At 66.1% G+C, this 26753-nt stretch carries 27 protein-coding genes; 14 read left to right on the top strand and 13 right to left on the bottom strand.

The annotated features are described in order from the left end of the window. Position 1: 1 nt before the first annotated feature. Together ACYVGE_RS06405 and ACYVGE_RS06400 are read right to left on the bottom strand one after the other, a co-directional pair. Positions 2–805 carry an isocitrate lyase/PEP mutase family protein gene (locus ACYVGE_RS06405; protein WP_460728147.1) on the bottom strand — a complete coding sequence of 268 codons (804 nt, stop codon included), beginning with the start codon at positions 803–805 and terminating at the stop codon, positions 2–4. A 196-nt stretch (positions 806–1001) separates the two neighbouring features. Next, a complete protein-coding gene (locus tag ACYVGE_RS06400; RefSeq protein ID WP_460728145.1) occupies positions 1002–1844 on the bottom strand; it encodes a class I SAM-dependent methyltransferase in 843 nt (280 codons plus the stop codon). Positions 1845–2084: 240 nt separating this feature from the next. On the opposite strand from ACYVGE_RS06400, the gene ACYVGE_RS06395 reads away from it, so the two are divergent. Further along, entirely contained in the window at positions 2085–3023 is a 939-nt protein-coding gene (locus tag ACYVGE_RS06395) for a transporter (RefSeq protein WP_460728143.1), read from the top strand. A gap of 75 nt (positions 3024–3098) precedes the next feature. Here the strand turns inward: ACYVGE_RS06395 and ACYVGE_RS06390 are convergent, their stop codons facing one another. The 4 genes from ACYVGE_RS06390 to ACYVGE_RS06375 form a co-directional block, all read right to left on the bottom strand. Further along, positions 3099–3776, bottom strand: a complete 678-nt coding sequence (locus ACYVGE_RS06390; RefSeq protein ID WP_460728141.1) for a hypothetical protein — start codon at positions 3774–3776, stop codon at positions 3099–3101. Between the two features lie 142 nt (positions 3777–3918). Next, a complete protein-coding gene (locus tag ACYVGE_RS06385; protein WP_460728139.1) occupies positions 3919–4383 on the bottom strand; it encodes a hypothetical protein in 465 nt (154 codons plus the stop codon). 2 nt (positions 4384–4385) lie between these two features. Next, positions 4386–4610, bottom strand: a complete 225-nt coding sequence (locus ACYVGE_RS06380) for a helix-turn-helix domain-containing protein (protein WP_460728137.1) — start codon at positions 4608–4610, stop codon at positions 4386–4388. Between the two features lie 3 nt (positions 4611–4613). After that, positions 4614–5138: a DUF2975 domain-containing protein gene (locus ACYVGE_RS06375; RefSeq protein WP_460728135.1), complete on the bottom strand. Its 525-nt coding sequence runs from the start codon at positions 5136–5138 to the stop codon at positions 4614–4616. A gap of 266 nt (positions 5139–5404) precedes the next feature. On the opposite strand from ACYVGE_RS06375, the gene ACYVGE_RS06370 reads away from it, so the two are divergent. The 3 genes from ACYVGE_RS06370 to ACYVGE_RS06360 all read left to right on the top strand — a co-directional run bounded on the left by ACYVGE_RS06370 (position 5405) and on the right by ACYVGE_RS06360 (position 6808). Next, positions 5405–5848, top strand: a complete 444-nt coding sequence (locus tag ACYVGE_RS06370; protein ID WP_460728436.1) for a helix-turn-helix transcriptional regulator — start codon at positions 5405–5407, stop codon at positions 5846–5848. Continuing rightward, positions 5845–6249 carry a VOC family protein gene (locus ACYVGE_RS06365; RefSeq protein ID WP_460728133.1) on the top strand — a complete coding sequence of 135 codons (405 nt, stop codon included), beginning with the start codon at positions 5845–5847 and terminating at the stop codon, positions 6247–6249. The genes ACYVGE_RS06370 and ACYVGE_RS06365 overlap by 4 nt, the downstream gene beginning before the upstream one ends. 169 nt (positions 6250–6418) lie before the next feature. Then, on the top strand, positions 6419–6808 hold the full coding sequence (locus tag ACYVGE_RS06360; protein ID WP_460728131.1) for a DUF1801 domain-containing protein: 390 nt from the start codon (positions 6419–6421) through the stop codon (positions 6806–6808). A 53-nt stretch (positions 6809–6861) separates the two neighbouring features. On the opposite strand, the gene ACYVGE_RS06355 is transcribed toward ACYVGE_RS06360, so the two are convergent. After that, positions 6862–8289, bottom strand: coding sequence for an MFS transporter (locus tag ACYVGE_RS06355; protein ID WP_460728129.1), 1428 nt, complete (start codon positions 8287–8289; stop codon positions 6862–6864). 136 nt (positions 8290–8425) lie between these two features. Between ACYVGE_RS06355 and ACYVGE_RS06350 the strand changes: the two genes are divergently transcribed. Both ACYVGE_RS06350 and ACYVGE_RS06345 read left to right on the top strand, forming a co-directional pair. After that, a complete protein-coding gene (locus tag ACYVGE_RS06350) occupies positions 8426–9337 on the top strand; it encodes a LysR family transcriptional regulator (RefSeq protein WP_460728127.1) in 912 nt (303 codons plus the stop codon). Between the two features lie 86 nt (positions 9338–9423). After that, complete coding sequence (locus ACYVGE_RS06345) at positions 9424–11442, top strand: M13 family metallopeptidase (protein ID WP_460728125.1); 2019 nt, start codon at positions 9424–9426, stop codon at positions 11440–11442. A 100-nt stretch (positions 11443–11542) separates the two neighbouring features. Here ACYVGE_RS06345 and ACYVGE_RS06340 read toward each other — a convergent pair whose 3' ends face one another. Continuing rightward, positions 11543–13054 carry an ArnT family glycosyltransferase gene (locus tag ACYVGE_RS06340; RefSeq protein ID WP_460728123.1) on the bottom strand — a complete coding sequence of 504 codons (1512 nt, stop codon included), beginning with the start codon at positions 13052–13054 and terminating at the stop codon, positions 11543–11545. Positions 13055–13321: 267 nt separating this feature from the next. On the opposite strand from ACYVGE_RS06340, the gene ACYVGE_RS06335 reads away from it, so the two are divergent. Together ACYVGE_RS06335 and ACYVGE_RS06330 are read left to right on the top strand one after the other, a co-directional pair. Then, entirely contained in the window at positions 13322–14098 is a 777-nt protein-coding gene (locus ACYVGE_RS06335; protein ID WP_460728120.1) for a COG4705 family protein, read from the top strand. A 33-nt stretch (positions 14099–14131) separates the two neighbouring features. Beyond that, positions 14132–15043, top strand: coding sequence for a phosphatase PAP2 family protein (locus tag ACYVGE_RS06330; protein WP_460728118.1), 912 nt, complete (start codon positions 14132–14134; stop codon positions 15041–15043). Positions 15044–15061: 18 nt separating this feature from the next. On the opposite strand, the gene ACYVGE_RS06325 is transcribed toward ACYVGE_RS06330, so the two are convergent. After that, positions 15062–16531, bottom strand: a complete 1470-nt coding sequence (locus ACYVGE_RS06325; RefSeq protein WP_460728116.1) for an FGGY family carbohydrate kinase — start codon at positions 16529–16531, stop codon at positions 15062–15064. A gap of 136 nt (positions 16532–16667) precedes the next feature. Between ACYVGE_RS06325 and ACYVGE_RS06320 the strand changes: the two genes are divergently transcribed. Then, on the top strand, positions 16668–18563 hold the full coding sequence (locus ACYVGE_RS06320) for a putative bifunctional diguanylate cyclase/phosphodiesterase (RefSeq protein WP_460728114.1): 1896 nt from the start codon (positions 16668–16670) through the stop codon (positions 18561–18563). 253 nt (positions 18564–18816) lie between these two features. Here the strand turns inward: ACYVGE_RS06320 and ACYVGE_RS06315 are convergent, their stop codons facing one another. Both ACYVGE_RS06315 and ACYVGE_RS06310 read right to left on the bottom strand, forming a co-directional pair. Continuing rightward, positions 18817–19161, bottom strand: coding sequence for a hypothetical protein (locus ACYVGE_RS06315; RefSeq protein ID WP_460728112.1), 345 nt, complete (start codon positions 19159–19161; stop codon positions 18817–18819). 160 nt (positions 19162–19321) lie between these two features. Next, positions 19322–20059 (bottom strand): OmpA family protein, encoded by a 738-nt coding sequence (locus ACYVGE_RS06310; protein WP_460728110.1) that lies wholly within the window; start codon positions 20057–20059, stop codon positions 19322–19324. 370 nt (positions 20060–20429) lie between these two features. Between ACYVGE_RS06310 and ACYVGE_RS06305 the strand changes: the two genes are divergently transcribed. Together ACYVGE_RS06305 and ACYVGE_RS06300 are read left to right on the top strand one after the other, a co-directional pair. Then, positions 20430–21350 (top strand): M14 family metallopeptidase, encoded by a 921-nt coding sequence (locus tag ACYVGE_RS06305; RefSeq protein ID WP_460728108.1) that lies wholly within the window; start codon positions 20430–20432, stop codon positions 21348–21350. Positions 21351–21516: 166 nt separating this feature from the next. Further along, a complete protein-coding gene (locus ACYVGE_RS06300; protein WP_310052884.1) occupies positions 21517–22377 on the top strand; it encodes a PA4780 family RIO1-like protein kinase in 861 nt (286 codons plus the stop codon). 34 nt (positions 22378–22411) lie between these two features. On the opposite strand, the gene ACYVGE_RS06295 is transcribed toward ACYVGE_RS06300, so the two are convergent. Beyond that, positions 22412–22717 carry a PilZ domain-containing protein gene (locus tag ACYVGE_RS06295; RefSeq protein WP_310052883.1) on the bottom strand — a complete coding sequence of 102 codons (306 nt, stop codon included), beginning with the start codon at positions 22715–22717 and terminating at the stop codon, positions 22412–22414. A gap of 244 nt (positions 22718–22961) precedes the next feature. Between ACYVGE_RS06295 and ACYVGE_RS06290 the strand changes: the two genes are divergently transcribed. The 3 genes from ACYVGE_RS06290 (at position 22962) to ACYVGE_RS06280 (ending at position 25748) form a co-directional block, all read left to right on the top strand. After that, the gene (locus ACYVGE_RS06290; protein ID WP_460728105.1) at positions 22962–25031 is read left to right on the top strand and encodes a M13 family metallopeptidase; all 2070 of its coding nucleotides are present in this window, start codon (positions 22962–22964) and stop codon (positions 25029–25031) included. Between the two features lie 325 nt (positions 25032–25356). Beyond that, positions 25357–25530, top strand: coding sequence for a hypothetical protein (locus ACYVGE_RS06285; RefSeq protein ID WP_460728103.1), 174 nt, complete (start codon positions 25357–25359; stop codon positions 25528–25530). Continuing rightward, on the top strand, positions 25527–25748 hold the full coding sequence (locus ACYVGE_RS06280) for a hypothetical protein (protein ID WP_460728101.1): 222 nt from the start codon (positions 25527–25529) through the stop codon (positions 25746–25748). Before ACYVGE_RS06285 ends, ACYVGE_RS06280 begins: the two co-directional genes overlap by 4 nt. Positions 25749–25859: 111 nt before the next feature. Here ACYVGE_RS06280 and ACYVGE_RS06275 read toward each other — a convergent pair whose 3' ends face one another. Next, on the bottom strand, positions 25860–26597 hold the full coding sequence (locus ACYVGE_RS06275; protein ID WP_460728099.1) for an rRNA pseudouridine synthase: 738 nt from the start codon (positions 26595–26597) through the stop codon (positions 25860–25862). Positions 26598–26753 lie beyond the last annotated feature (156 nt).

Below are 26753 nucleotides of genomic sequence, written 5' to 3'. Positions count from 1 at the left end.
ACTATCGCGCTCCGAACAGCGCGTTGATCTCGCCGTAGGCCATGCGCGGCGCAGCTGCGGCGCGGCCGTCCTGCAGGAACGAGCCCGCCAGTTGGCCGACATGCGCGAACACCGCCTCGGCCAGGTCCGAACCCGCGCTGAGCCGGCGTACGCCCAGCGCCTCGAGTTCGGCCACCGCCGGCAACGTCGGGCGCAGCATCACGTTGAGCGGCAGCCCTGCACCAGCGGCAATGTCGCGGATCGCACCGGACTCCACCAGGCCCGGCACGAACAGGCCGTCGGCGCCCGCATCGCGGTATTGCGTGGCGCGCTCGAGCACGGCGCGGACGCGGCGTTCGGCCGGCGCGAGCCCGCGCAGGTACACGTCGGTGCGCGCGTTGATGTAAACGTCGAGCCCGCGCGCAGCCAGCGTCTGCTTGATGCGCGTGATCTTGGCGCACAGCGCCGCGGGCGCGCCGGCGCCGTCCTCCAGGTTGATCCCGACCACGCCGAGTTCCGCCAGCTGCAGGACGTTGCCGGCGACGACATCCGGATCGTCCGAATAACCGCCTTCCACGTCCACGCTCAGCGGCACGCGGATGACGCGTGCGATCTCGGCGGTCGCAGTGAGCAGGTGTTCGATGGGGAGCTGGTCGCCGTCCGCGTAACCCCGGCTCCACGCCACGCCGGCGCTCGTGGTGGCGATCGCCGGCGCGCCGAGGCTCTCGATCAGCCGCGCGCTACCGGCGTCCCACGCATTGGCGAGTCGCAGGAGACCCTGCGCATGCAGGCTGCGGAAAAGGGCGGCATGGTCGGCATTGCGCATGGGAAGCCTCGGCAGTCGGAAGATCCGCGATGGTCGCAGATGCATGCTGATGGTACAGGCCACTTCCGGACAACGATGTGTGCCGGATGTAGCCCGGGTAAGCGAAGCGCACCCGGGGCTCTGTCCGTGCGCGGTAGTGGTGGTGCGCAATGAAGCCGCAAAGGCGACTGCGGTGGGCGCAGCTTTCGCCGTTGCTTCAGCGCCGCGTCCCCAGCACGCCGTCCAGTGCGAGTTGCGCCTTGAAGCCCGCTTTCTCGAGCCGCTTGGCCACTTCGCGTGGCACGTCCCGCCCGGTGGTGAGCTTGTTCGGGCTGCCGGTGTAATGGAACAGGCGGCCGCCGCGACGCAGCACGCGTGCAAGCTGGTCGTAGAACGCCTGTGAGTAGAGCTCGCCGGCAATGCCGAAGCGAGGTGGGTCGTGCAGCAGGGCGTCCATCGAGGCGTCGCCGATCTGCGCGATCGCCTGCGAGACGTCGGCATGGGTGAGCTGCAGGCGGCCGCCGCTGGCGGGCGCATCCGGATCCGGCGACCACGGGTTGAGCGTGCGCAGCCACAGCACGTCGGCGTTCTTCTCGTACGACTGGATACGCGCGGCGCCTGCCTCCAGGCAAAGCGCGGCGAAGTAACCCAGGCCGCCGCAGGTATCCAGGATCGTCTTGCCCTTGGGTTCCACCAGCGCCACCTTGCGGCGTGCGTCCTCGAAGGGCGATTCCTTCGACGTAGGCAGCATCTTGATGCCGTCGATCTCGAAGGTGGGCGCGCCCCATTCGGTCGGCACCAGCTTGATCAGCGCGCCGGAGTAGCGCGACACCGGCTCGAACCCATCGCCGTCCCAGTAATAGAGGGTGCGGTCTTTCAGCTTGTGCGGGAACGGATAGCGCTGTTCGCGCCACTGCCAGACATCGGCTTCCAGCGTCGCGTCGCCGCTCGACTTGCCCAGGTCCAGCGATCCGGTCCATGTGCCTGCGCCGGCATCGCGCGCGGCCAGCAGGGCTTCGCCGATGGCGCGGGTGAGCAGCGGGCCGGAGTAGTGCGGCATGTCGTTCGATTTCTTCCTGGGGACGAAGTGGGGAATATCATCGCCGATGCCGCAAGTGTGGCACGCGTGCAAACGTGGTTTCGCCGGGAATCCCGGGTCCGCGATAGGGGCCGGCCAACGGAGAATGCCCGCATCGCGGGCGTTTTTCCGTTCCCATAAGCTGATCCCAAGGCGCTCGCCGGATGACCCGTTGCCAGGGCCAATGCGCGGACGGTCGTCAGGAAGAGGAGCACGCAACCGATGCGCCTGCCACGGGTTGGAGCCTGTGCCGTCAACGCGATCCGGCTGGCCGCCATGCTGGTGCTGGCCGTATCCACGGCGAGCGCATGGGCGCAGGACATCGAGCCGCGTGCGTATTCCAACACGCCGGTGGGCGTGAACTTCCTGATTGCCGGCGTCGTGCGAACGCAAGGCGGCTTGTCGTTCGATCCCTCGATACCGCTCACCGATGCGAAGCTTGAAACGAGCAGCCTCGTCCTCGCCTACGCGAGGTCGCTCGACCTGTGGGGGAAGTCGGGCAAGTTCGACGCGATCGTGCCGTACACCCGTCTGTCGGGAACGGCCGACTACCTGGGCCAGCCGATAGAGCGGAATGTCACCGGGTTCGGCCGACCGGCGTTCCGGATTTCGGTCAACCTCCACGGCGCGCCGGCGCTCGGGCTGAAGGAGTTCCGCACCTGGAAGCAGGACCTGATCGTCGGCGCGAGCCTCCAGGTCGCGCCGCCCTGGGGACAGTACGACCCCGACCGGCTCGTCAACATCGGCACCAATCGCTGGTCGTTCGAGCCGGAGGTCGGTGTCTCCAAAGCCGTTGGAAGGTGGACACTGGAGCTGCAGGCGGCGGCCACCTTCTTCACAGACAACGACGACTTCTACGGCGGCACCACGCGCTCGCAGGATCCGATCTACTCGCTGCAGGGCCATGTCATCCATGGCTTCGCGTCGGGCAAATGGCTGTCGGTCGATGCCACCTACTTCGCTGGCGGGCGCTCGCGGATCGACGATGTGCCCAAAAACGACCTGCAGCAGAACTGGCGCGTGGGCGCGATCCTGGCGATTCCGGTGGGCCCGTTGAACTCGATCAAATTCTCCGCGAGCAGTGGCGTGTCCGCGCGCACGGGCAACAACTTCGACGCGCTCGGCGTGGCATGGCAGTACCGCTGGGGCGGCGGGTTGTAGGGCGCGCGCGCGTCGCCGTCGCCATGGTGGCGATGAAGGCATGGCGGCGATGAAGGCAGGGCTAGGCCCGACGCGTTACTGGAACTTTTCCGGATACTGCTTGGCGATTCCGTCGGTGAGCGTGTCGGCGAACATCAGCATGTGCTCGTGGCCTTCGTCGTAGGCTTTGATGTCGGCAGCCCAGTCCTTGTGCAACCTGGCGACGACCTCGCCGCTGGTCAGGTCCAGATGCTTCTGCAGCATCGCTTCCAGGTCTGCTTTCGCCCAGTTCGGATTCGCGCTGCTGAGGAACGCTGCGATCTCCTTGCCGTTCGCGGACCATTTCGCCTGGGCCGCGTCCAGTTGCGCCTTGTCGCCGCCTTTCGCGGCCTTGACGACCTCGGCTGCCTGGCTGATGTGGTCGCGCAGCAGGCCGGCAAGCTTGTCGCCCGCGGCATCGCCGTAATAGGGCTTGATGGCCGCGCCGATCTCGTCCTGGTTCTTCATCAGGCGCGCGGCCACGGCATCGGTGTCGGGCAGGCCGGCGAGGGCGCTGATGATGTAGTTGCGCGTGTAGGTGATGTGGTCCTCCCACAGCTTGCGCATCGCGGTCCGGGTTTCCGCTTTGCGGTCGGGCATGGCGGTGGTCGCGGGAGCCGCGGTGGCCGCAGGGGCGGCAGTTGCGGTAGGCGCCGCAGGTGCGGAGGGCTGCGTGCAGGCGGCGCTGGCGACCAGGATGCTGGCCAGCAGCCACGGCGAAAAGCGCGGTTTCATGGCGTATTCCTCCTTCGGAAGCACCGGGAAATAAAGCGCGCCCGCGCGTGAAGCGGGTGCATCCGCGTGTTCATCCGGAAACGACGAGCCAAGCACGGACGGGAGAGTAGATTTCGGGATTCATACTCTCGAAGACAGACCGTCACGTGCCCAGCGCTGCCGTGGCACTGGCGCGCCCCGGCCACGCCACGTACGTCCGCAACGCATACCCCCACGGCACCACCGCCACCAGCAGCGGCAGCGCGAGGAACGAGCTGGCGATCTCGCCAGTCGGCGTGCCCCACAGCGTGCCGGCCTGCCACAGCGGCCATGCGACGAACGCGAGCCAGATCGCCTTGTAGCCGATGGTGAAGAACATCAACGGCAGCCAGCGCAGCGGGTGGATCAGTCCGAACAGCGCGAGTGCAGGGTAGGTGGCCCAGACGGCGAAGGCGATCGCGCGCAGCGGATCCCAAGGGCCGTCGTGTGCCAGCAGCACGCGCCACGCGGTCGGCGCTACGAATATCAGCATCAGGAAATAGAACACCCGCAGGCCCCAGACCTGCACGGGACGAACGCCTTCGTGGCGCTGCGGGTCGGACGCGAAGAAGCGGGCGAGAGTGTTCATGGTCATTCCTCCTGGTGCGGCTGCGTGGGATCGAAGGCGAGCAGGTCGCCAGGCTGGCAATCGAGGACCGCACAGATCGCCTCGAGCGTGGAAAAGCGGATCGCCTTGGCCTTGCCGGTCTTCAGGATCGACAGGTTGGCGACGGTGATGTCGACGCGCTCGGACAGCTCGGTCAGCGTCATGCGGCGCTCGTGCAGTTTTTCGTCGAGGCGGACCACGATCGCCATGGCCTACACCGTGCCTTCGAGGTCGGCGCGCATCCGCGTGCCCTCGTCGAACACGCGCGCCAGCACGAACAGCAACAGCACGGCCAGCCACGGCGCGAACGAGAAGCCGACGTCGATGTTGTCGATGGCCGGCACGAACCGGGAGGCGCCCCATACGATCGCGCCCACCAGCAGCCGCAAGCCTTCACCGGCCAGCACCCACCAGGCGATCGCCTGCAGGCGGCGGGCGTTGCCAGCGACGAACGGGTCGCCATCGCGCACGGTGTCGACGATCGCCAGCAGTTCGCGCAGCACCCGATACACGACGTACGCGCCGGCGATGCCGACAATCACTACCGCGCGCAACGCGACCCGCACCTGCCAGGCGTCGGCGCCGTCCAGCCCGACGAGGGCGTCGAACAGCAGTTTCGGATAGAGCAGGGTGGCGACCAGCAGCAAGCCGATGGCGCAGGCGTAGAGGGCGTTGAGGACGATCAGGCCGCGGATCAGCAGGCGGGCCAGGGGGAGGGCGTTCGGGGGTCTGGTCACGGGATTCGGCCTCTGTTGTATCGCAAAACGATATTAAACATATCGAAAAACAATATGCAAGCGCCGTTCGGCGGAGGCCGCCGCAGGGGTGTGCCCTGGTCGCCGCCCAGCGCGGCCGGACGCCATGAACGTCGATGCGGGCTACGATCCTCGACGAAACACCTGATCGGTCACCCATGGAAACAGGACGCGACAACCAACAAGGAAGAGGGCAGACAGGGCTGGATCCCGAGCTGTTGCGCCGCCTGCTGCGCGCGAAGGACCGGATGGATGCCGCCTCGCACGAGGACTGGCCCGTCCAGCGGCTGGCGCGCGTGAGCCACGTTTCCGCGGCCCACTTCGCGCGATCGTTCAAGGAGGCCTTCGGCGTTCCGCCGCACCGGTACCTGCTCACGCGTCGCATCGAACGGGCCACGGCACTGCTCCGCGACACCGACCTGCCCATACTCGACATCGCGCTGCAGACGGGCTGGAACAGCCTGGGCACGTTCGGACGCACGTTCCGCGACGTCACCGGCGAGAGCCCAAGCGAACTGCGCGCGCGCGAACAGGCCGCTCCGCACGCACGCGGGCAGGTGCCGGGCTGCTATCTGAGCGCCGCCCACCGGCCCGATCTCACGATCGCAGTTTCGGAGAAGCGCCGGCAGGATGCGGGCGGTAAGAATGCCGCCGAACCAACCGGTTCCATCGAAACGAAGGAGATCACATGAGCCAGGGTGTCGGAGTTGTCGGGCTGTACGTTCGCGATCAGGACGAAGCCCTCGAGTTCTATGTCGGGAAGCTCGGCTTCCGCGTCCATACCGACGCGCGTAACGGCGACTACCGCTGGCTGACGGTGCAGCACCCGGAGCAGCCGTCCTTCCAGCTCGGCCTGTTCGCGCCGCAGCCACCGACGCTCGACGCGGTGACCGCGCAGACCGTGCGCGAGATAGTGGCGAAAGGTGCCATGCCGCCGCTCGTGCTCATCGTCGACGACTGCCGTGCTTCCTGCGAACGCATGCGCGCCCACGGCGTCGAGTTCACGCAAGAGCCCGAGGAACGCTATGGCACCGTGGATGCCAGCTTCCGCGATCCGTCGGGGAACGGCTGGAAGATGATCCAGGCGCGGTGAGCGAGCAACGTGCCATTCAACTCAAGATCACAGCAGTCCTGGAGTGAACGCAATGGCCAACAGCACGTCCACGAAGCCCGCGAAGGTCGCAAGGAAGACCACCAGCGCCAGGCCGGTCGCTGCGAAGGCAGCCAAACCGCGCAAGGCGGTCGCCAAGGCAGCAGGCGCCGTGAGCGCGTCCCAGCGGATCGACGAGAAGATCGCGAGCCTTCACGACTGGAGAGGCGAGCGGTTGGCCGAAATCCGCAAGCTCATCCACGAGGTCGACCCCGACGTGGTCGAAGAATGGAAATGGATGGGCACGCCCGTGTGGTCGCACGAGGGCATGTACGCCCTCGCCAATCCCCACAAGGGCAAGGTGAAGCTCACGTTCTTCCACGGAGCGCAGCTCCCCGATCCGAAGCAGCTCTTCAACGCGGGGCTGGGGAGCAGGTGGCGGGCGATGGATATTTTCGAGGGAGACAAGATCGACAAGACAGCGCTGAAGGCGTTGCTGCGCGCGGCGGTGGCTTACAACACCACGCATGCGGTGCCAAAGAGCAAAGGATCGCGGGCGTAGCGCGTGGATGGATCCCGTGGATGGGGTTCGTGAAAGCGGCGCAGTCGATTCTTCTATGTCGCCACGACCGGCGCATGCGACGCTGAGAGGGCAACCAGAACCATGGATGCAGCGATCAGGGCAGCGGCAACGCCGAAGGCGGCGTGTGTTCCGGACACGACGGCGTTGACGCCAGCTGTGGCGATGTCCGTGGTCCCTGACGCGAGGGAGAAGACCGCGCCCATGACCGACGCACCGGTGACCAGGCCCAGGTTGCGGGACAGGTTGAGCAGGCCGGATACCACGCCACGCTGGCTGGACTCGACGCCCGTCACGATTGCGGTGTTGTTCGCGGCCTGGAAGATCGCGAACCCCGCGGTGAGGGTGGCCAAGGGCACGACATAGCCGGCGATGCCGGACACAAGCGGCATCACCGACAGTGCAGCCGCGCCTGACGCCATCGCGGCCAGGCCCATGAGGGTCATGCGGCGGACACCGAGACGGTCGACGCCGCGGCCTGCTGGAATGCCGACGAGCGCGGCTACCAGCGGTCCGATCGACATCACCAGCCCAACGGCAGCCGCGTGGAGACGGAGCGCGCCGGACAGGTAGAAAGGTCCCACCACCAGCGTCGTCATCGCGACCGTCGTAACCAGTGCGCTGGTGATGAAGCCGGTGCGGACGGTGCGATCGCGGAACAGCGCCGGACGCACGAGCGGCGATGCGGCAGTGGATTCGATGACGGCAAAAAGGCCGGCGCCGATGATGGCGATGCAGAGCAGCACCGCGTTGAGCGCACCAAAGTTGCCGCGCCCCAGGGTCATGGCGAGCGCATAGGCGGCCAGCGTCGTTGCGAGAAGGAACGAGCCCCGCCAATCAAACGAGGGGCGGGCGACGGATTGGCGATCCAGCGGCAGGTGGCGGTACGCCAGGATCAACGCGACGCAACCGAGCGGGAGGTTGATCAGGAAGATCGCCTGCCAACCGGACGCCGCGATCAGCACGCCACCCAAGGATGGACCCAGTGCGGTACCGACAGCGGACATCGTTCCCAGCAGTCCCATCGCACTTCCGGCGCGCGACTTCGGGACGGCCTCCCCGACGAGCGCCATGGTCAGGGCCATCATGATGGCCGCGCCCAGGCCTTGGACGACACGCGCCGCGATCAGCATCCAGAGTCCGGTCGACCCGGCGCAGGCCGCCGAAGCAAGCGTGAAAAGGCCGATGCCGGCCAGCATCAGGCGCCGGCGGCCCCACAGATCGCCCAACCGGCCGACACTCACGACGAAGGTGGTGACGGCCAGCAGGTAGGCCAGCACGATCCATTGCACGGCCTGGAACGACGCGTCCATGGCGTGGACGAACGTCGGCAGTGCGACGTTGGCGATGCTGGTTCCCAACGAGGACAGCAGCATGGTCAGGGACATGGCCAGGAGCGCGCCGCGACCGGCTGAGGCGGTGGGCAGTTCGGTGGTTACGTCAGTAGGGGGCGAGAGGGACATGGAGGCGCATAAGCGACGGCAGCGAGTAGAGCGGTCACGTTAGGCCCGCACCTGGCCGGGCGGAAGACGCATGGCTCGCAATCCATTCGTGCATGAAACGCCATGTCGCGGCCGATCCGTGGTACTTCTTCGGCCCATGGCGACGCCCGACCTCAACCTGCTGGTCACCCTCGATGTCCTGCTGTCGGAGGGCAGCGTCGCCCGTGCGGCGGAACGTCTTCAGTTGAGCCCGTCCGCCATGAGCCGATCGCTGGCGCGTCTGCGGGAGGCGACGGGCGATCCACTCCTGGTTCGCGCCGGGCGTGGCCTGGTGCCGACACCGCGTGCACTCGAGTTGCGGGATCGGGTGCGCCAGGTCGTGGACGCCGCCGAGTCCGTGCTGCGGCCTGCATTGATGCTCGACCTGGCGTCTCTCTCTCGCACTTTCGCCATTCGCAGCAGCGAAGGCTTCGTCGAGAACTTCGGACCCGCGCTGATCGCGCGTGCTGCCGCACAGGCGCCTGGTGTGCGCCTGCGCTTCATGCCGAAACCGGGCAAGGACAGTACGCCGCTACGAGACGGCACCGTCGATCTGGAGACAGGGGTTACCGGACGAACCATGGGGCCCGAGATCCGCACGCACGGCCTGTTCCGGGACCGCTTCGTCGCTGTCGTCCGCCAGGGACATCCACTGTCGAAAGGAAACATCACGCCGGACCGCTATGCGCGCAGCCCGCACGTCCTTGTCTCCCGCAAAGGGCTGGAGATGGGACCTGTCGACGAGGCCCTGGAGCAACTTGGCCTGGCCCGGAATGCGGTCGCGACCGTCGGCGGGTTTTCGGCGGCGCTCGCCCTGGCCCGCGCATCCGACATGGTCGCGACGGTCCCGGAGAAGCACACGTACACGCTGTGCGAAGGGATGCACCGCTTCCCGCTTCCGGTGAAAGTGCCCGAGTTCACGGTCTTCCTGTTCTGGCATCCACGGCTCGAAGCGGATCCGCCGCATCGCTGGCTGCGCGCGCTGGTGATGGATGTCTGCACCGAAGTCGATGCACTGCGAGGTGCATAGCAGTTCGTCGATGCAGGACTTCTGGGACGGGTCGCGCCGAACCGCGCGGCTATAGTGGCCGGCACCCACCCAGCAAGGACGTAGACGTGATCAGGTCCAGTCTTCCGCTAGTCGCTTTGCTCGCAGTCACCACCGCATCGGCAGGTGCGGTGCACGGAATCAATCCCGCCGACATCAACCGCAACGGCGACGCCTGCACCGACTTCTTCGACTACGCCAACGGTGCGTGGCGGCAGCAGAACCCGATCCCGAACTACATGGATCGCTGGAGCCGCCGTTGGCAATCCGGCGAGATCAACAAGGAACACGTACGCGACATCCTCAACGAACTGTCGGCAAAGACCGATTGGCCCAAGGGCAGCGCGGGCCAGCTCGCCGGCGACTTCTACGCCACCTGCATGGACGAGTCCCGCGTCGACGCGCTGGGCAGCAAACCGATCCAGCCCTGGCTCGCCGAAGTCGACGCCATCCGCGACAAGGCCGGCATGCAGCGCATGATCGGCAAGCTGCACGACGTGGGTGTGTTCGTTCCCTTCATCGTGTATGCCGGCGAGGACCTGCACGAGCCCTCGCAGACCGTCGCCCACATCTATGCCGGCGGCCTGGGCATGCCCGACCGCGACTACTACCTCAAGCCCGACCAGCGCTTCGTCGATGCGCGCGCCAAATACCTCGAGCACGTGGCGAAGATGTTCGAGCTCGCCGGCACCAGGCCGGAACAGGCCAAGCAGAACGCCCAGACTGTATTCGCCTTCGAAAAGCGCCTGGCCGAGGCCTCGTTCGACAACGTGCAGTTGCGCGACCCGAAGCTGCTGGACAACCCGACCGCGTTCGCCGACCTGGGCAAGCTGGCGCCGAGCTTCGACTGGACGAAGTACTTCGGCGCCGCGCACATGCCGCGCAACGCATTGAACGTCACCCAGCCCAAGTTCCTGCAGCAGGTCGAGAAGGAACTCGCGACGACGCCGCTCCCGCAGTGGAAGACCTACCTGCAGTGGCATGTCCTCAATACCGCCGCCGACTCGCTGTCGACGCCGTTCGTCGAGGAGAACTTCGCTTTCAACGGCAAGTTCCTCACCGGCGCCACCGAGATCAAGCCGCGCTGGAAGCGCTGCGCGGAAGCCACCGACAACCAGCTCGGCGAAGCGCTCGGCCAGAAGTACGTGGAGAAGTACTTCCCGCCGGAAGCCAAGGCCAAGATGCAGGACATGGTGAAGAACATCCTGCTGGCGATGGACGACACCATCCGCGGCCTGGACTGGATGGACGAGGCGACCAAGAAGAAGGCGCTGGAGAAGCGCGCGACCTTCTTCCCCAAGCTCGGTTATCCGGACAAGTTCAAGGACTACAAGGGCGTGGTGATATCGCGTGATTCGGCGTGGGACAACGTCGTCGCCGCCTCGCGCTGGAACGTTGCCGACAACCGCAGCCAGGTGGGCAAGCCGACCGACCGCAGCCGCTGGGGCATGACGCCGCCGACCTCGAACGCGTACTACAACCCGTCGCAGAACGAGATTGTGTTCCCGGCCGGCATCCTGCAGCCGCCCGCGTTCGACGTGACCGCCACCGACGCGGCCAACTACGGCGCCATCGGCGTGGTCATCGGCCACGAGATCAGCCACGGCTTCGACGACCAGGGCGCGCAGTTCGACGCGCAGGGCCGCCTGGCCAACTGGTGGACGCGCGAGGACAACAAGCAGTTCCAGGCCAAGGGTCAGTGCGTGGTCGACCAGTTCGAGGGTTACTTCATCGAGCCGGGCGTGCACCACAACGGCAAGCTGGTGCTGGGCGAATCCATCGGCGACCTCGCCGGCGCCAAGATCGCGTATCGCGCCTACCTGAAGTCGCGTGAGGGCAAGGGCCCGGAACCGACCATCGACGGCTTCACCCCCGAACAGCAGTTCTTCATCGCATGGGGCCAATTTCGCGGCGACGAAACGCGCATGGAAACCCAGCGCACCATGATCCAGGGCGACCCACACCCGGTCGCCAAGTACCGCGTCAACGGACCGTTGTCGAACCTGCCGGCGTTCCGCGACGCGTTCCAATGCAAGGCGGATGCGCCGATGGTGCGCGCGGAGAAGGATCGCTGCGACGTGTGGTGACGCGCATGCATCGATGAAGCAGGGGCCCGCGCAAGCGGGCCTTCTGCTGTGGAGCATTGCGGGAGTTTCGAGCAACGCCGCGGTTGCAGCGCAATGCCCTTCAGGGAGCCCCGATTCCCGATTGATTGGGCGCATGGCGCAATAGCAGGTACTGACCGTTGTACGTGGTCGTCACAACGGTCAGCTCCGCGCGCAGATCTTCGGGAAGCTGGTCGAAGGTGGGGCGCCGGGCGCCGATGTAGGCAATCTGGTGTTCCGCCAGCACCCGGCGCAGTTGTTCGTCCCCGTCGACATGCTGGATGCGTCCGCGCGCGTAGAAATCCGCCGAATACTGGCGCCTCTGGTCGAGGATGAAGAGCGGCCGTTTCGCCAGCGACGCCTCGCAGGCCACGACGATTTCCTTCTGCGATTGGAAACCAACGCGTGGCCACGCCACCGTGACGAGCAACGCGAACAGGATCGGTGCCCATGTACTCAATTGCAGTATCCAGGGTGAAGGTCGTTGTGAAATCCGCTGCTCCCATGCTTCGGCCACCAGGCAGGCAAAGCCCACCAGCCCAGGCAGAACGTAGGTTGGCAGGATGTTGCGGCACATCGTGAAGAACACGGCTGGCGCGAGCGCCCAGCACACGAGGTAGAGCCCCCAGCCATCGCTGGCCGGAGACGGCCTGACGGGGATGTCCACTTTCCGCCGGACCAGCTGCCACAACAGCCATGGCGACCACGGCAGAGTTGCGAGCAATGCGTATAGCCAGATCGTTCCCCGTGGGTAGGCATGACCGGAGCCGTACAGATCACCCTTCCATCCACTGACGGTGTAACGCTGCCAATGCTCTCCAATGATGAAATAGTGCAGAAACCCGGGACTTCGCACTTCGGCAGCCCAGTACCAGGGCACGACCAGAACCGCCGTCAGCACCGCGCCGGCCAGCCATGGCAGGCGATGCCATGTTTCTCCGACCCGCCCGCTCAGCAACGTCCAAATGCCTATCGGCGCCAAGGTCAGTACCGTCGCCACTGGCCCTTTGCCCAGCAGGCCAATGGCCAGGCCGACGAAGAACAGATAGCCCCAGCTCCGCGATGGCGTCGTCATCGCCAGCCAGAAGGAAACCATCGACAGCGTCGTGCCGAGCATCATGGTCGGGTCGGTCATTACCGCCCCCGCGCTCGCCATCATCAGCAGCGTCGTCGCCAACACCAGGCTGGCCCGCAGCCCGAAATCCGTGCCGCGCCGCTTGGCCGCGAGCACGTATGTCAGGCCACACACCGCAACGCCAAGCAACAGCGCTGGAAGGCGCGCAGCGAATTCGTTGACGCCAAACAACTTGAAGGAAGCCGCCGTCAACCAGAACGAAAGCGGTGGCTTGCCCCAGAACGGGACGCCATATTCGATCTGCGGCACGATCCACTGGCCGGTTTCGAGCATCTTGCGCGCGATCTCGGCGTAGCGCGCCTCGGTCGTGTCCGTGAGCGGATATGCGCCCAGCGTGAGCAGGCGAACGATGCAGGCGAAGGTGAGCAGGCACCACAATTGCTGTCGCGAAGAAATCCGCAACATTGGAACTGACAATGGAAACAGGCGAGTCGCTCGCCTGCTCAATTGGCGAACCATTTCCACTCCGACCAGTTGGCGGATAGGGGCGGGCGCCGCGCTGCAAGCCGCGCGAGCCGCGTGGCCAACTCTGGTCAGCACGTTGTCGCAAATTTGTCGGGCCTCTGCTCTTGCCAATTCCCGCGATAGCCGGGCCCGTCGGGATTGTTAACGTTGTGTGCGCGCCGATGGCAAACGGCGCCAGTGAGAACGAGACGCCCGACCGATTTCCGACATGTCACCCAAGAGCATCGCCCTGGTGCTGATTGGAGGTTGGATATGGCAGGCATGCCGGCCGCTGTTGCGGCGCGGAGCGACGTAACGAGCAAGGTCCCGGAAATCACCTTGGGGTTCTGGGCCATCAAGGTGCTGGCCACCACCGTGGGCGAAACGGGCGGCGATGCCGTTTCGATGTCGATGGGGCTGGGTTACCTGATTGGCACCGCCATCTTCATGACGGCGTTCGTCGCAGCCGTCGCGGCGCAGATCGCCATCAAGCGCTTCAGTCCGTTCCTTTACTGGGCGACGATCATCGCCTCGACAACCGTGGGTACCACGCTCGCCGATTTCGCCGATCGCTCCCTCGGCATCGGCTACCTGGGAGGTTCGTTGCTCCTGCTGGGACTGCTGCTCGCGTCATTGTTCCTGTGGCATCGCGTGCTGGGCTCCGTAGACGTAGCCTCGGTGAGCTCGCCGCAATCGGAGCTGTTCTATTGGCTGACGATCATGTTCTCGCAGACATTGGGTACGGCGCTGGGCGATTGGACGGCAGATACCGCGGGATTGGGTTACCTGGGCGCGGCCCTCGTCTTCTCCGGCCTTCTGCTGCTGGTAGCCGCGCTCTATTTCTGGACGACGGTGTCGCACACGCTGTTGTTCTGGGCGGCCTTCATCCTCACCCGGCCGCTTGGGGCGGCGGTGGGCGATTTTCTCGACAAGCCAGTCGCCAAGGGCGGCCTTGAGCTGAGCCGCTATTCCGCGACGCTGGTCCTGTTGGGCTTGATTGCAGCGGGCGTCGTCCTGCTGCCGCAGCACGCACGACGCACTGACCCGGACGGGCGATGACTGTGGCCCGGAAGCCAGCAAGGCTTCGGCAACGTGGAGCCTGGCCTGCATTGCCGCTTCCTCGATGAGGAAGCGGACGGCGTCTCCCTAGTCCCGCAGCCGCTGGTGTTCCGACACTGTTCCGACATCTCCTCTCCAACATTCGGCGTTGCCAGGCAGAGGGCTTCGCCGATGCAGTCTGACGTAGCGGAAGACACCGAATTCGCCGCCGTTCCCGGCAGCCAGCCCGGCACCTTTGCGTCCCGGCAGTTTTATGCGCGCCACCTGGTGATACCCCTGGTGGCGTTCGCGCTGATGGCATTTGTTTTGCCTTGGTTCGACATCGATCGCTGGTGGGCCGGGAAGTTGTATGCGTGGCAAGGGCATGCCTGGATATGGAAGTCGTCGTTTGTCACCGAGACACTGGTGCACACGCTGGGTCGCATGCTGAGTGTGGTGGCATGGTTTGTCGTGCTCGGACTGTGGATCAGGGCAATGGCACGGCCAGCGCTCTCCCAGTGGAGGCGGCCCCTGGCTTATCTGCTCCTGGCGACTGCCATGGCGGCGCTTATCGTCGCCTGGATGAAATCATGGACAAATGTGAACTGCCCCTGGGACCTCACCGACTTCGGCGGTAAGCGTCTATACCACGGGCTTTTCGCCGCTCGGCCTGCCGGGCCCAAGGGCGAATGCTTCCCCGCTGCCCATGCCAGCGCCGGCTACTGCTGGTTGTCGCTGTACTTCTTCTTTCTCGCGACGCGTCCCCATCTGCGCTGGCTGGGATTCGGAATCGCGATGGGCTTCGGTCTGCTGTTCGGTTTCGTCCAGCAGCTGCGCGGTGCGCACTTCCTTTCGCACGATCTCTGGGCGCTTGCCATTTGCTGGGTGGTCACTCTCGCGATCTACGTCATGGTGCTCAAAGGCAGGCGTGCCCCCGAGGTTGCCCATGACAATCATTCAAGCTGAAGCCGCTACTCGCTGGATTCACGCGTTGGACCGCTCGGTGTCGCCCTCCTGACGTTCATCGAGCAGCGCTGACGCCATGTAGTCGTTCCAGCGCCGATAGCGGGCCAGCAACGCGGGGCTGTGCTGCGGCTCGAAGCGCTGCTCCGGTAGCCGAGCCCAGCTTGCGGGTCGGCCTGCGAGGAGGAATGCGGTGCCACGCGTCGAGGCTTCGCACTGCGCGGGCCGGCGCAGGGGCAGGCCGCTCAGGTCGCTGAGCGCCTGGCAGAACCGGTTCGAGTGCGATAGTCCACCACTGACCAGCACGTAGGTGCAGGGCGTGCCGATATCCTGAAGCAGGCTGAGGTTGCGCTGGATGAGGAATACGATGCTCTCGGCTACCGCGACGAGCTGCTGTTCCCTCGTCGCATCGCCGATGAAGCGTGATTCGAATCCGGCTCGCCAATCGGGTGAACCCAGTCCGCCGATGCCATTGAGGAACAAGGTATCGCCCGGGGCGTCGCCCACCCAGTGCTCGTCGAGAGTCGCGGCAACATCGCCGATGTCGTGCTGCCCGGCAAACCAGGCGAGCGCTGAGCCGGCGCCATTGACCGTACCCTCGACCACATACTGCGCCGCTTCGTTCCAGTGGATGACGCTGCGCAAGAGTCGCGATGGCGCTGGCTGCTCGGACAGGCGATAGACGAAGGCGCCAGTGCCGACATTGAGGTAGGCCGCCTCAAACCGCAGTTCACCGTAGGCGAACGCAGCCGTCGACTGGTCGCCGCTGAGCAGGCGCAGCGGCAGTTGCAACGAGCGCACGCCATTCGACAGTGACGGCACGACCAGGTCGCCGAATTCGGCATCGCTGCGCGCGATTCCCGGCAGCCAGCGTGGGTCGATGGCAAAACGCTCGAGCAACTCGCCATTCCAATCGCCACGCGCCAGATCGAACAGCAAGGTGCGCGAGGCGTTGGCCGGATCGACCAGGCAGGGCCGCTGCTCAAGCAGGCGGAAAGCGAGAAAGGCGGCCAGCGGTCCGATGAGCAGACGACCGTCGGCGGCCGCCTGTTTCACGTCGTTCAGGTGGTCCAGGCACCAGCGGATTTTGCTGAGACCGAAATGGGCGTTCGGATACAGGCCGGTGGTCGCGCGGATCACTTCGGTATCCAATGACTGCGCGGCCAGCCATTGCGCGGCGCGGGTATCCTGCCAACTGAGGATCGGCGACAAGGCGAGGCCGCTATCGCGATCCCAACAGACCAGGCTGGAACGCTGGCAGCTCAGGCCACAGGCTTGAACGCGCTCGCGTTGCGCTGGATCGAGCTGCATCAAGGCCGTCCTGGCCGCCTGTCGCAAGGAGTCGACGACGGCTTCCGGATCCTGCTCGACCCAACCCGGTCGCGGCCGCCGATCGGCAACTTCGACTCGCGACGCTGCCAGCTCGCGGCCTTCGCCATCGAACACCAACGCGCGACTGGCGCTGCCGCCCTGGTCAAGCGCGAGTGACAAACGGCTCCGGCCCATCGGGATATGGTGCACGAAGCCATGTGGGCGCGCGCGACTCTAACCGCCCCGGCACATCCCCGGTGCTAGAGTGCCGTGCCACCGCCGGAGTGGGCGGTGGCGGTTCCGCGAGGAGGCTGCAATGTCCGCCATCCTGGGCCGCGATGCCCCGCTGCCTGACACCCCCGGCACGCGCTACACACGCGCGCTGGTTGAACTGACCCGGGCCGTCTGGCACCCCGACTGCACGCTGCAGGACGCCCTCGCGGTGATTTGCCGGACCGGGGCACACGCACTGGAAGTCGGACGCGTGAATGTCTGGCGCCTGCTGCCGGATCCGCTGCGTCTCAAATGCACCCACGCCTACGACCTTTCCACCGATGAGCATGCGCCACTCGAGGCCCTCGAAATCCTGCCGATGGACGGCGAGTACGTCGAATTCCTCCAGGTGGTGCGCGCGATCGATGCCGCGAACGTTGACATCGATCCAAGCACCGCGACTTCGCATGGCGCATTGCGCGACTACCTGCATCGGCATGGCATCTGCTCGCTGCTGGATGCGCCGGTGCGTGTGGAAGGCGAACTCGTCGGCGTGATCTGCCACGAGATGGTGGGAGCGGTGCGCGCATGGACACCGGAGGAGATCGCCTTTGCCGGCAGCATGGGTGACTACGTCGCGATGGCCATCGAGATCCAGCGCCGCCGACGGGCCGAAACCGAGCTGGCGTATCTGCGCCTGAACGACCCAGGCACCGGCCTGCCCAACCGCGACCATCTGCTCGAGCACGTGCGCGAACGCCTGGACAGGCCGCACGATGCACGGGACACGGTTGCGGTGATCCACGTGCACGTGGAACTTCCGTACGGCGCCGCCATGCCGGCGAACGCGCCCACAACGGAGGACGTCATGGCCGAGCTGGCCATGCGCCTGCGCCAGGCCGTCGGCGAGGAGGGCGTGCTGGCACGCGTGCGCGCCGACGGATTCGCGATCCTGGTGAATCGCGTCCTGCCCGAGCGTGAGGTGATCGGCATGGCCGAACGCTGTGTCGATGCGGTGCGCAGCGTGTCCGGTTGGCATGGCGTGGAAGCGAGCGCGGCCGTCGGTGTCGCCTTTGCCCGCGATCTGGAAGAGGGCGAACCGCGCGTGCTCATGCGCAATGCCGAACTGGCGAGCGGTCGCGCGGGCGAGCAGGGCCGCCATCGCTACGAAGTGTTCGATATCGGCCAGCACCGGACGCTGGTCGAGCGCCTGCGGACGGAGCAGGCGATGCGTGACGCGCTGGCGCACGGTGATTTCCTGGTCCAGTACCAGCCGGAGTGCGATGTCCGCTCGGGCCGCTGGGTCGGCGCGGAGGCGCTGGTGCGCTGGCGCCAGCCGCAGGGGCTGCTGGGCGCGGGCGCGTTCATCGATATCGCCGAAGAGTCCGGCCTCATCCTGCCGCTCGGCCGCTACGTGCTGGAGCAGGCCTGCCGCGACGCGTGCGCGTGGCCGGCGCAGGAGCCGCCGCTGACCCTGCGCGTCAACGTGTCGGCGCAGCAGTTCGATGCCCCCGGCCTGGTGGATGACGTAGCCGCTGCATTGGCGATTTGCGGGCTCGCGCCGGAGCGGCTGTGCCTGGAGGTCACCGAGACCACGCTGATGCACGACACCTCGAATGCACTGCGCACGATGGAGCGGCTCAAGGCCCTGGGCGTGGGCCTGGCGGTCGACGACTTCGGTACGGGTTATTCGTCACTGGCCTATCTCAAGACCTTTCCGATCGACGCGGTCAAGGTCGACCGCAGCTTCGTCGCCGGCCTGCCGGACGAGCGCTTCGACGTCGCGCTGGTAACCGCGATCCGGGAACTCGCCCAAGCGCTGGAGATCGACGTCGTCGCCGAAGGCGTGGAGCGCACCGAACAGCGCGACGCCCTGCGCGCCCTCGGCGTGTGCCGCATCCAGGGCTGGCTCTACGCGCCGTCGCTCGACCAGGGCGTGCTGATGGAGACGCTGGCGCGGCCACCGGTGGGTGAGCACGTAGTGCAGACGCGGCATTAGCGCCTGCGGTGATATGTCGGTCCGGTTTCGGTTGATGCCGACATCCCGCGAATGCAAAGCCCGCCATCTGGCGGGCTTTGCTTTTGCACGGCAAGCGAACCTGGCGTACCTATTGCACGTCGCCGCCCCCACGACCTGCAGCGTGCGGAGAAACCCCCATTCAGCGAAACCCTGCAGTCTGCGTGGGTCTTGCCTGCTTTGACCATTTACCCGATCGGGGGGCGCAATCAGACGCACGCTTGGGTGATCCGTACTACTTCTGGCGTGACTCGTTGGTGCCGCCCCTGCACGCGCCGTCCTTGCCGGGGAAACCATGCTCGAAGCCGTAGAACTTCCAGGAGTCCGCCGCGGTCTGCACTTTCGAAAGCATTTGTCCTATCGGATCGTGCGTGTCGAAATCATTCAACCCGCTATAGGCGCAGTTCGAGTTGGCGTGCGCAGGGGCTCCGGTGAAATTCGTGTTGTCCAACGTGCCCGGCGGACCTCTCACTTCACCTGCAAGTGCACCGCCCGCCGACAACCCGCCAAGCGCGAGTGCACAGACCGATGCGAACAACCTTTGCTTGCCCATCTTCGTTCTCCTCTTCCACAGCTTCATGTGGCCCTCGGTTCGAAGCTACTGCGGGTCGTGCATGGCTTTCAATCGGCGGGTGCTGCAACGCAGCAGCCATGAGCGCAGATGCAAAGACGATCCACGAAGCGAAAAAAAAAAGCCCCGCCGAAGCGGGGCTTCCAGTGTCAGCGGGTGGCGTAGTCGCCTATTTATTTGCAGCGTTCACACCCTTGTCGACTACCAGTTTCACCACGACCTTGCGCGCGTTTTCATTGCTGCCCGAGCCGGCGTCGGCGGCAACGCCCATCCCATCACCGGCATGGACGCGTCCGGGCATCAGGCCGGCTTTCTGCTGCAGGAAGTTCGCGACGGAGGCGGCGCGCATCGTGCTGAGCCGCTGGTTGGCGGCGGCATCACCGACCGAGTCGGTAAAGCCCTGCAGCACGATGTGATAGCCGTTGGTTTCCTTGGCCTTCGCGGCCAGTGCCATCAGGTCCGATTTGCCCTTCTCGGATAGCGTGGTCTTGCCCGATGCGAAATGCACTTCGGTGGTAGCGAGCGCCTCGTAGCTGCCGAAGTCATTCATGCGTGCCGTGGTCGGTGCCAGACCAGCCTGGACCTGCTGCGCGGTCTTGAAGTCGTCCGACTTGAACGAGATCGCGGTCGCGGTGAAGGTCGAACCCTCGACCATGCCGTCGGCGATGATCGGCAGGCCCGGGATCAGCGAGCTGTGCTCAGCCTTCTCCCTGATGGCGCCGGTGAGGCCCTTGGTTTTCTTGTAGGTGGTGGCCGACGACACCGTGATGGTGTGTTCGGCGTTGTTGCTGTCCTTGACGGTGATCGTATCGCCCTGGATCGCGGTGATCATGCCCCGGATCGTGCTCTTCTCTGCGGCAAAGCCCGGCAACGCGGCCAGCATGGCCACGAATGCGGCAATCAACATCAGTTGTTTCGGATGCTTCCTGGTAATCATGGCGGGTGCCCCTCTGGGCCGTTCGAAAAGCGGGGGGAGGACCAATACGTGAAGCAAGCTGAAGAGGCTTGCGTCTTCGTATCGGCGGATTGCATCGATACGTATCAGCCAACAGCGAGTTGCCCGGCGGGCAAGGCCGGGGACGAAGGGCAGGGTTCCACAACCGCACTTGGGCTGCTATTGGCCCTTGGGCCAACATCCGTGGTCCTTGAGCAAAAGCGGCAGCTTCATCTGGCTGGCTGGCGCCGGGGTCAGCGGGTTGAGGGCTGTCCATCGGGCGCATTTCGCGCCAGTGATAAAGTCTGCGCCTTCCACGAAACACAGCAGAGCGAGCGACAACATGACTCCCCAGGCCTTCCATCCCATCGGCACGCCCGGCCAACCCTGGAGCGGAGCGGAGAAGGCCGAATGGTTGGCGCGTCAGTCCCGCCAGCGCAGTTACGCAACGGACGTGCTCAGCGTGATCGAGCGGTTGCGTCCGCACTTCGATGTCGTGGAGTACGGCCGCCTGGATTACGGCCCGGATGGCTACCCACTGTTGGCGATCAGGAGCCGCGACTGGCGCGACGACCTGCCCACTGCGCTGGTGACGGGCGGCGTGCATGGCTACGAAACCAGCGGCGTGCATGGCGCCCTGCAGTTCGTCGAGCAGCATGCGGCCGACTATGCAGGCCGCGTCAACCTCCTGGTCGCGCCGTGCATCAGCCCATGGGCCTACGAACGCATCCATCGCTGGAATGCGAACGCCATCGATCCCAACCGCTCGTTCCGCGACAACAGCCCCGCGCAGGAATCGGCCGCGCTCATGCAACTGGTCGCACCGCTACGTGATCGCGTGCTCGTGCACATCGACCTGCACGAAACCACCGACACCGACGAGTCCGAATTCCGGCCCGCACTCGCCGCCCGCGATGGCAAGCCGCATGAGCCCGGGGAGATCCCCGACGGCTTCTACCTGTGCGGTGACAGCGAGAACCCGCAACCCGAATTCCAGCAGGCGGTGATCGCGGCGGTGGCGAAGGTGACCCACATCGCCCCGGCCGATGCCAACGGCGAGATCATCGGCTCGCCCGTGGTCGCGCCGGGCGTCATCAACTACCCGGTCAGGCAGCTCGGTCTGTGTGCAGGCATCACCGATGCGCGTTACCGGACGACCACCGAGGTCTACCCCGACAGCCCCCGTGCCACGCCCGCGCAATGCAATGCAGCGCAGGTGGCGGCGGTATGCGCGGCCATCGATTACGCGTTGGCGCACCAATAGCCGGAAGACGCCCATGGAGTTGCCCGGTTTCCGGACCTGCCGGCCCCAGTCAGGTAAGCCGGGCGCGGTCCCCGTATCTCTCCGATGGCCCCGTCTACCTGAAGATGCGAAGATTCGCGCCCCGGTAGCGCAGGCCTCGCCGCGTCAGCCGTTCTCCTGAGATTCCGTGAAGACCCCCCAAGGCTTGCAGGCGCTGATCGACGACGGCGTCATTGATGAAGTGCTGCGTCCGCTCAAGAGCGGCAAGGAGGCCGCGGTGTACGTGGTCCGCAGCGGCGACGACGTGCGTTGCGCGAAGGTCTACAAGGACATGGCGCAGCGCAGCTTCCAGCAGCGCGTGCAGTACCAGGAAGGCCGCAAGGTGCGTGGCAGCCGCGAGGCGCGCGCGGTCGGCAAGGCCAGCAAGTACGGCCGCAAGCAGCAGGAAACCGCCTGGAAGAACACCGAGGTCGACGCGCTGTACCAGTTGCGCGCGGCCGGCGTGCGCGTGCCCGAGCCGCACGGCTATTTCCACGGCGTGCTGGTGATGGAGCTGGTCACGGATGCCGAAGGCTTCTCCGCGCCGCGCCTGGGCGAAGTCGAACTCGATGCGGAGCAGGCACGCGACTTCCACCGCGTCCTGGTGCGGCAGGTCGTCCGCATGCTGTGCTGCGGCCTGATCCACGGCGACCTGTCCGCCTACAACGTGCTGGTCGGGCCGGATGGCCCCGTGGTGATCGATTTCCCGCAGGTGGTCAGTGCGGGGGGCAACAATGCCGCGCGCACCATGCTGCTGCGTGACGTCAACAATCTCACCGCAAGCCTCGGCCGCTGGGCGCCCGAGCTGCTGGACACCTGGTACGGCGAGGAGATGTGGGCGCTGTTCGAAGCCGGCGCGCTGCATCCGGAGATGGAACTGACCGGCGAGTTCGAACCCGACGAATCCTCGGTCGACCTCGACAGCGTCCGCCATGCCATCAACGACGCGCGCGAGGAAGCGTTGATCCGCCAGCAGGGTCGCGAGGCGGCAGCGGAAGCCGAAGCGTAGGGAAGCGGCAGGGCGCTGAGAGCGCCTGTTCGGCCTAGTTGAGGCTCACGAGCAAGTCGGCGATCTGCTGCTCCTGGTCGGGAGCGAACTGCACGCCCAGGTGGTCGACACAGACGCGAACCACCTCGCCCCGGACCACGAAAGTCTGGGCAGGGTCGACTTCGAAGGACAGGCGCAGGGCAGCGCCGGCAGACGGCGTCCAGTCGTCCTCCGGCAACCAGATGCGCGCTCCGCCCGCGGACACGTCCATCACGGCGGCACTGTGCTCGTTGCCATTCGGCGCGACCATGATGGCTGTCAGGGTGTCGCGGCGAGGATGACGGCGTCTCTCGATTTCCATGGGGGAAACCCATGCCCGGGTAACAGGAGGAACGCCAACGCCCGGGAAAACAGGCCGCCGTGGGCCAGGGCGACCGCGTCGGCGCCTGCCGCAACGTTCCCGGTGCGCCATTCCCCCGGCCATGTCGGACTCGGTGGTTCCGGGGCATACCGCCTTCTGATGCAAAGCGATGCGGACTTAAGTCACGGGACGAGGCCGGCCGGGCCGGTGTAGCGTGCCGGAACTTCTCACCAACGGGTCGCACATGAAGTCATCCTCCCTGAGCCTCGCGCTCGCCGCCGCGCTGTCGGTTGCCGCCGCCGTTCCCTCCCTCGCGGCCGACACCGCCGCCTCCGCCGCCGCCAAGCCGCAGCTGGGCACGTTCGGCGTCGACCTGGATGCGCGCGACCTGTCGGCCAAGCCGGGCAACGATTTCAACCGCTACGTCAACGGCCACTGGATCGAGACCTACCAGCTCAAGGACTACGAAGTCAGCTACGGCTCGTTCAATGCGCTGCGCGACCAGTCGGAGGCCCAGGTCAAGGCGATCATCGAGGAACTGCAGCAGCGCAAGGACCTGGCCGCCGGCAGCGACGCACAGAAGGTGCGCGACTACTACGCCAGCTACATGGACCGCGCCGCGCGCGATGCCGCCGGCATCGCGCCGCTGCGTCCGACGCTCGACCGCATCAACAAGATCCGTTCCAAGGACGCGCTGGTGGCGGCGTTCGGCCAGGCGGACCTCGATGGCAGCAGCGCGCCCGTGTCGCTGTCGGTCGACCTGGACCGCAAGGATCCCGACCAGTACCTGGTGAGCCTGCGCGTCGGCGGCCTGGGCCTGCCGGACCGCGATTACTACCTCAATACGGATGCGCGCTTCGTCGCCATCCGCAGTGCGTACGTCGAACACATCCAGCGCATGCTCGGCTTCGCCGGTGTGAAGGATGCCAAGGCACGCGCCGAGGCCATCCTCGCGCTGGAGACCGAGCTCGCCAAGCCGATGTGGGAGCGCGCGCAGATCCGCGACCGCGACAAGACCTACAACGTGGTCGCCTTCGCCGACCTCGGCAAGCAGTACCCCGGCTACGACTGGGCGGCGCAGGCGCGCGCCCAGGGCATGGGCAAGTTCGATCGCGTCAACGTGGTGACCCCGAGCGCGCTCAAGCCCATCCTCGACGTGATCGCGAAGACGCCGCTGCCGGTGTGGCGCGACTACCTGGCCTTCCATGCGGTGGACAACAACGCACCGCTGCTGAGCCGGGAAATCGACGACGCCGCGTTCGCATTCAACGGCACCGTGCTGGGTGGACAGAAGGCGCAGCGCGACGACTGGAAGCGTGCGGTGGCGATGGTCGGCGGAATGGACGGCCTCGGCGATGCGCTGGGCAAGCTCTATGTGGAGCGCCACTTCTCGCCGCAGGCGAAGGCGGCGATGGACCAGCTCGTGGCCAACCTGCGCGTAGCGCTGCGCAAGAACATCGAGCAGCTCGACTGGATGGGCGCGGCGACCAAGGCCGAGGCCTACCACAAGCTGGAAACCTTCCGCCCGAAGATCGGCTACCCGAGCAAGTGGCGGGATTACAGCAGCGTCACCATCGTGCCCGGCGACCTCATGGCCAACGCCATGCAATTCCGCCACTACGAACGCGACGACCAGAACCGCCGTATCGGCACCCGTACCGACCGCGATGAGTGGCACATGACGCCGCAGACGGTCAACGCGTACTACAACTCCACCTTCAACGAGATCGTGTTCCCGGCGGCGATCCTGCAGCCGCCGTTCTTCGATCTCAACGCCGACGCGGCCGTGAACTACGGCGCCATCGGTGCGGTGATCGGCCATGAGATGGGCCACGGCTTCGACGACCAGGGCAGCAAGTCCGACTTCGCCGGTATCCAGCGCAACTGGTGGACCGACGCAGACCGCGCCAACTTCGAGGTGCGTACCAAGGCGCTCGGTGCGCAGTACAACGCCTATTGCCCGCTGCAGGGCCAGTGCGTCAATGGCGCGCTGACCATGGGCGAGAACCTCGGCGACCTGGGCGGAATCTCGATGGCCTATACGGCCTACAAGATGAGCCTGGGTGGCAAGCCTGCGCCGGTGATCGATGGCCTGACGGGCGACCAGCGCTTCTTCCTCGCCTTCGGCCAGATATGGAAGGGCAAGTACCGCGACGAGGCACTGCTCAACCTGATCAAGACCAACCCGCACTCGCCGGGACAGTTCCGCGCCAACGGTCCGGTACGCAACTTCGACCCGTGGTACTCCGCGTTCGACGTGAAGCCGGGCGACGCGCTGTACCTGCCGCCGGAGCAGCGCGTGCGGATCTGGTAAGGACCTGAAAGGATCCGCCTGAAGCGAGTCTGGTTGCTCGCCTCGGTGATGGATCTGATTGGAATGGGGCCGGGTTCTCTCATCGCATGCGATGAGAGGCCCGGCCTCTTTCTTTCTGGGGATGCCATCCCGCTTGACCTGGGTCAGCGCAGGGGGCGGCGCGGGTTGCCAGCATGGCTGCGGTTCCAGATCAGAAGGAAATCCCATGAAATCCCGGTCTTCCGCCCTCGCTCTCGTGCTGGCGGCAGCCTGCGCGCCTGCCTGGTCCGCGGGACACTCCGTCGCAAGGGACTCAAGCAACGCCCAGGAAGAGAATTCCAGTGCCATGGACCTCGACCGCAGCGGCGCGATAAGCCGCGACGAGTTTGCCCGGCACGCCGAGATGCGCGGCAAGCACGCGCAAGCCCGGAAGAAAGCCGGGGACGGTGGCGCGAAGCGCGACCCACGGAGGAGCCTGCCCATCGTCCTGTTAGAGGTGAGTCCATGGAATTTCGAGTGAATTTGACGGCCCCCGATGCCGCCGTGATCGATGAGGCCGTCCGGATGGTCGACCCTGCGGCGCTGGTCGATATCGATCCCGTCGACCAGGCATTGCGGGTGACCGCATGGTTGGACATGGGCGAACTGGTCTCGTTGCTGGCGCAGGCCGGATACCCGGTGACTCCCGATCAGGTCCAGCAACTCCCATCGATCTGTTGCGGTGGTTGCAGCGGGTAATCCACCTGCGCGCCTGCAGCGCGGTAAACCGAACGAAAGCGAGCGGCTCAGGCCGCCCGCTGGCGAGGAATCCACGCCTCGAGATCACGTGCGCGGGGTGATCCCCCGCTGCTAGAACCGCTCGCCCACGGGCAGGTAGCGCCATTCCCCGGGTGGCATCGCGCCATTCGGGCCCTTGCCCAGCGGGATCTTGCCGATGCGCAGGCGCCGGATCGACACGACGTCCAGTCCGACCTGCGCGCACATGTCGCGCAGTTGTCCGTCCTGCACGCCCTTGATGGCGAAACGCAGGCGGATCTCGTTCTGCCAGCTGACCTTGCACGGGGGCAGGGCGCGGCCGTTGTAGCGCAAGCCGTGGTTGAGCTTGTGCAGGCCGTAGGGGGCGATCTCGCCGCTGGTTTCCACGAGGTACTCGTGCTCGATCTGGTCGGCGTCCTCGGTCAGGCGGCGCCAGACGCGGCCGTCCTGGGTCAGCACCATGAGGCCGCTGGCCTCGGTGTCCAGCGGTACGAGCGGCGTCAGGCGCTGGAAGTGGCGCTGCAGGAGGCGCACCCCGGAGTGATCGTCGGCCCATCGCGTCGCCGGCGTGACCAGTGCGGCGGCGGGCCTGCGACCGCCGATGGCATCGAAGCCCGCCGGCTTGTGCAGCAGGATGGTGGCGGGTTCCACCGCTTCCAGGCGCGCATCCGGGTCGAGTTCGACCTGTTCGCCGGACACCAGGTGCTGCGGCGCCTCCACCACGTGGCCGTCGACGGACACCCAACCGTTCTGGATGTATTGCTCGGCGTCGGCGCGCGAGCAGCCGAACAGTTCGGCGACGCGATGGGCAAGGCGAACCGGAGCGGACATGACAGGGGCCGGGGAAACAGGACACGCAGTGTAGCGATCAGCGGCGCGGGCAGCGCTTAGCGACCCGCGCGGCCTCGACGCCCGGCGCTTCCATGCTGCCCGTCTGGAGCCGGATACTCCGTTGCGAACGGGGAATAGTCGTCACCGAGGAGGGCC

The organism is Lysobacter rhizosphaerae (assembly GCF_054779795.1).
This window is presented reverse-complemented; position numbering and strand designations above follow the sequence as displayed.

Coding starts and splice junctions, on each gene's coding strand:
- ACYVGE_RS06405 (WP_460728147.1), bottom strand. CDS start 805: ATGCGCAATGCCGACCATGCCGCCCTTTTCCGCAGCCTGCATGCGCAG.
- ACYVGE_RS06400 (WP_460728145.1), bottom strand. CDS start 1,844: ATGCCGCACTACTCCGGCCCGCTGCTCACCCGCGCCATCGGCGAAGCC.
- ACYVGE_RS06395 (WP_460728143.1), top strand. CDS start 2,085: ATGCGCCTGCCACGGGTTGGAGCCTGTGCCGTCAACGCGATCCGGCTG.
- ACYVGE_RS06390 (WP_460728141.1), bottom strand. CDS start 3,776: ATGAAACCGCGCTTTTCGCCGTGGCTGCTGGCCAGCATCCTGGTCGCC.
- ACYVGE_RS06385 (WP_460728139.1), bottom strand. CDS start 4,383: ATGAACACTCTCGCCCGCTTCTTCGCGTCCGACCCGCAGCGCCACGAA.
- ACYVGE_RS06380 (WP_460728137.1), bottom strand. CDS start 4,610: ATGGCGATCGTGGTCCGCCTCGACGAAAAACTGCACGAGCGCCGCATG.
- ACYVGE_RS06370 (WP_460728436.1), top strand. CDS start 5,405: ATGGATGCCGCCTCGCACGAGGACTGGCCCGTCCAGCGGCTGGCGCGC.
- ACYVGE_RS06365 (WP_460728133.1), top strand. CDS start 5,845: ATGAGCCAGGGTGTCGGAGTTGTCGGGCTGTACGTTCGCGATCAGGAC.
- ACYVGE_RS06355 (WP_460728129.1), bottom strand. CDS start 8,289: ATGTCCCTCTCGCCCCCTACTGACGTAACCACCGAACTGCCCACCGCC.
- ACYVGE_RS06350 (WP_460728127.1), top strand. CDS start 8,426: ATGGCGACGCCCGACCTCAACCTGCTGGTCACCCTCGATGTCCTGCTG.
- ACYVGE_RS06340 (WP_460728123.1), bottom strand. CDS start 13,054: ATGGTTCGCCAATTGAGCAGGCGAGCGACTCGCCTGTTTCCATTGTCA.
- ACYVGE_RS06335 (WP_460728120.1), top strand. CDS start 13,322: ATGCCGGCCGCTGTTGCGGCGCGGAGCGACGTAACGAGCAAGGTCCCG.
- ACYVGE_RS06320 (WP_460728114.1), top strand. CDS start 16,668: ATGTCCGCCATCCTGGGCCGCGATGCCCCGCTGCCTGACACCCCCGGC.
- ACYVGE_RS06315 (WP_460728112.1), bottom strand. CDS start 19,161: ATGAAGCTGTGGAAGAGGAGAACGAAGATGGGCAAGCAAAGGTTGTTC.
- ACYVGE_RS06310 (WP_460728110.1), bottom strand. CDS start 20,059: ATGTTGATTGCCGCATTCGTGGCCATGCTGGCCGCGTTGCCGGGCTTT.
- ACYVGE_RS06305 (WP_460728108.1), top strand. CDS start 20,430: ATGACTCCCCAGGCCTTCCATCCCATCGGCACGCCCGGCCAACCCTGG.
- ACYVGE_RS06295 (WP_310052883.1), bottom strand. CDS start 22,717: ATGGAAATCGAGAGACGCCGTCATCCTCGCCGCGACACCCTGACAGCC.
- ACYVGE_RS06290 (WP_460728105.1), top strand. CDS start 22,962: ATGAAGTCATCCTCCCTGAGCCTCGCGCTCGCCGCCGCGCTGTCGGTT.
- ACYVGE_RS06285 (WP_460728103.1), top strand. CDS start 25,357: ATGGACCTCGACCGCAGCGGCGCGATAAGCCGCGACGAGTTTGCCCGG.
- ACYVGE_RS06275 (WP_460728099.1), bottom strand. CDS start 26,597: ATGTCCGCTCCGGTTCGCCTTGCCCATCGCGTCGCCGAACTGTTCGGC.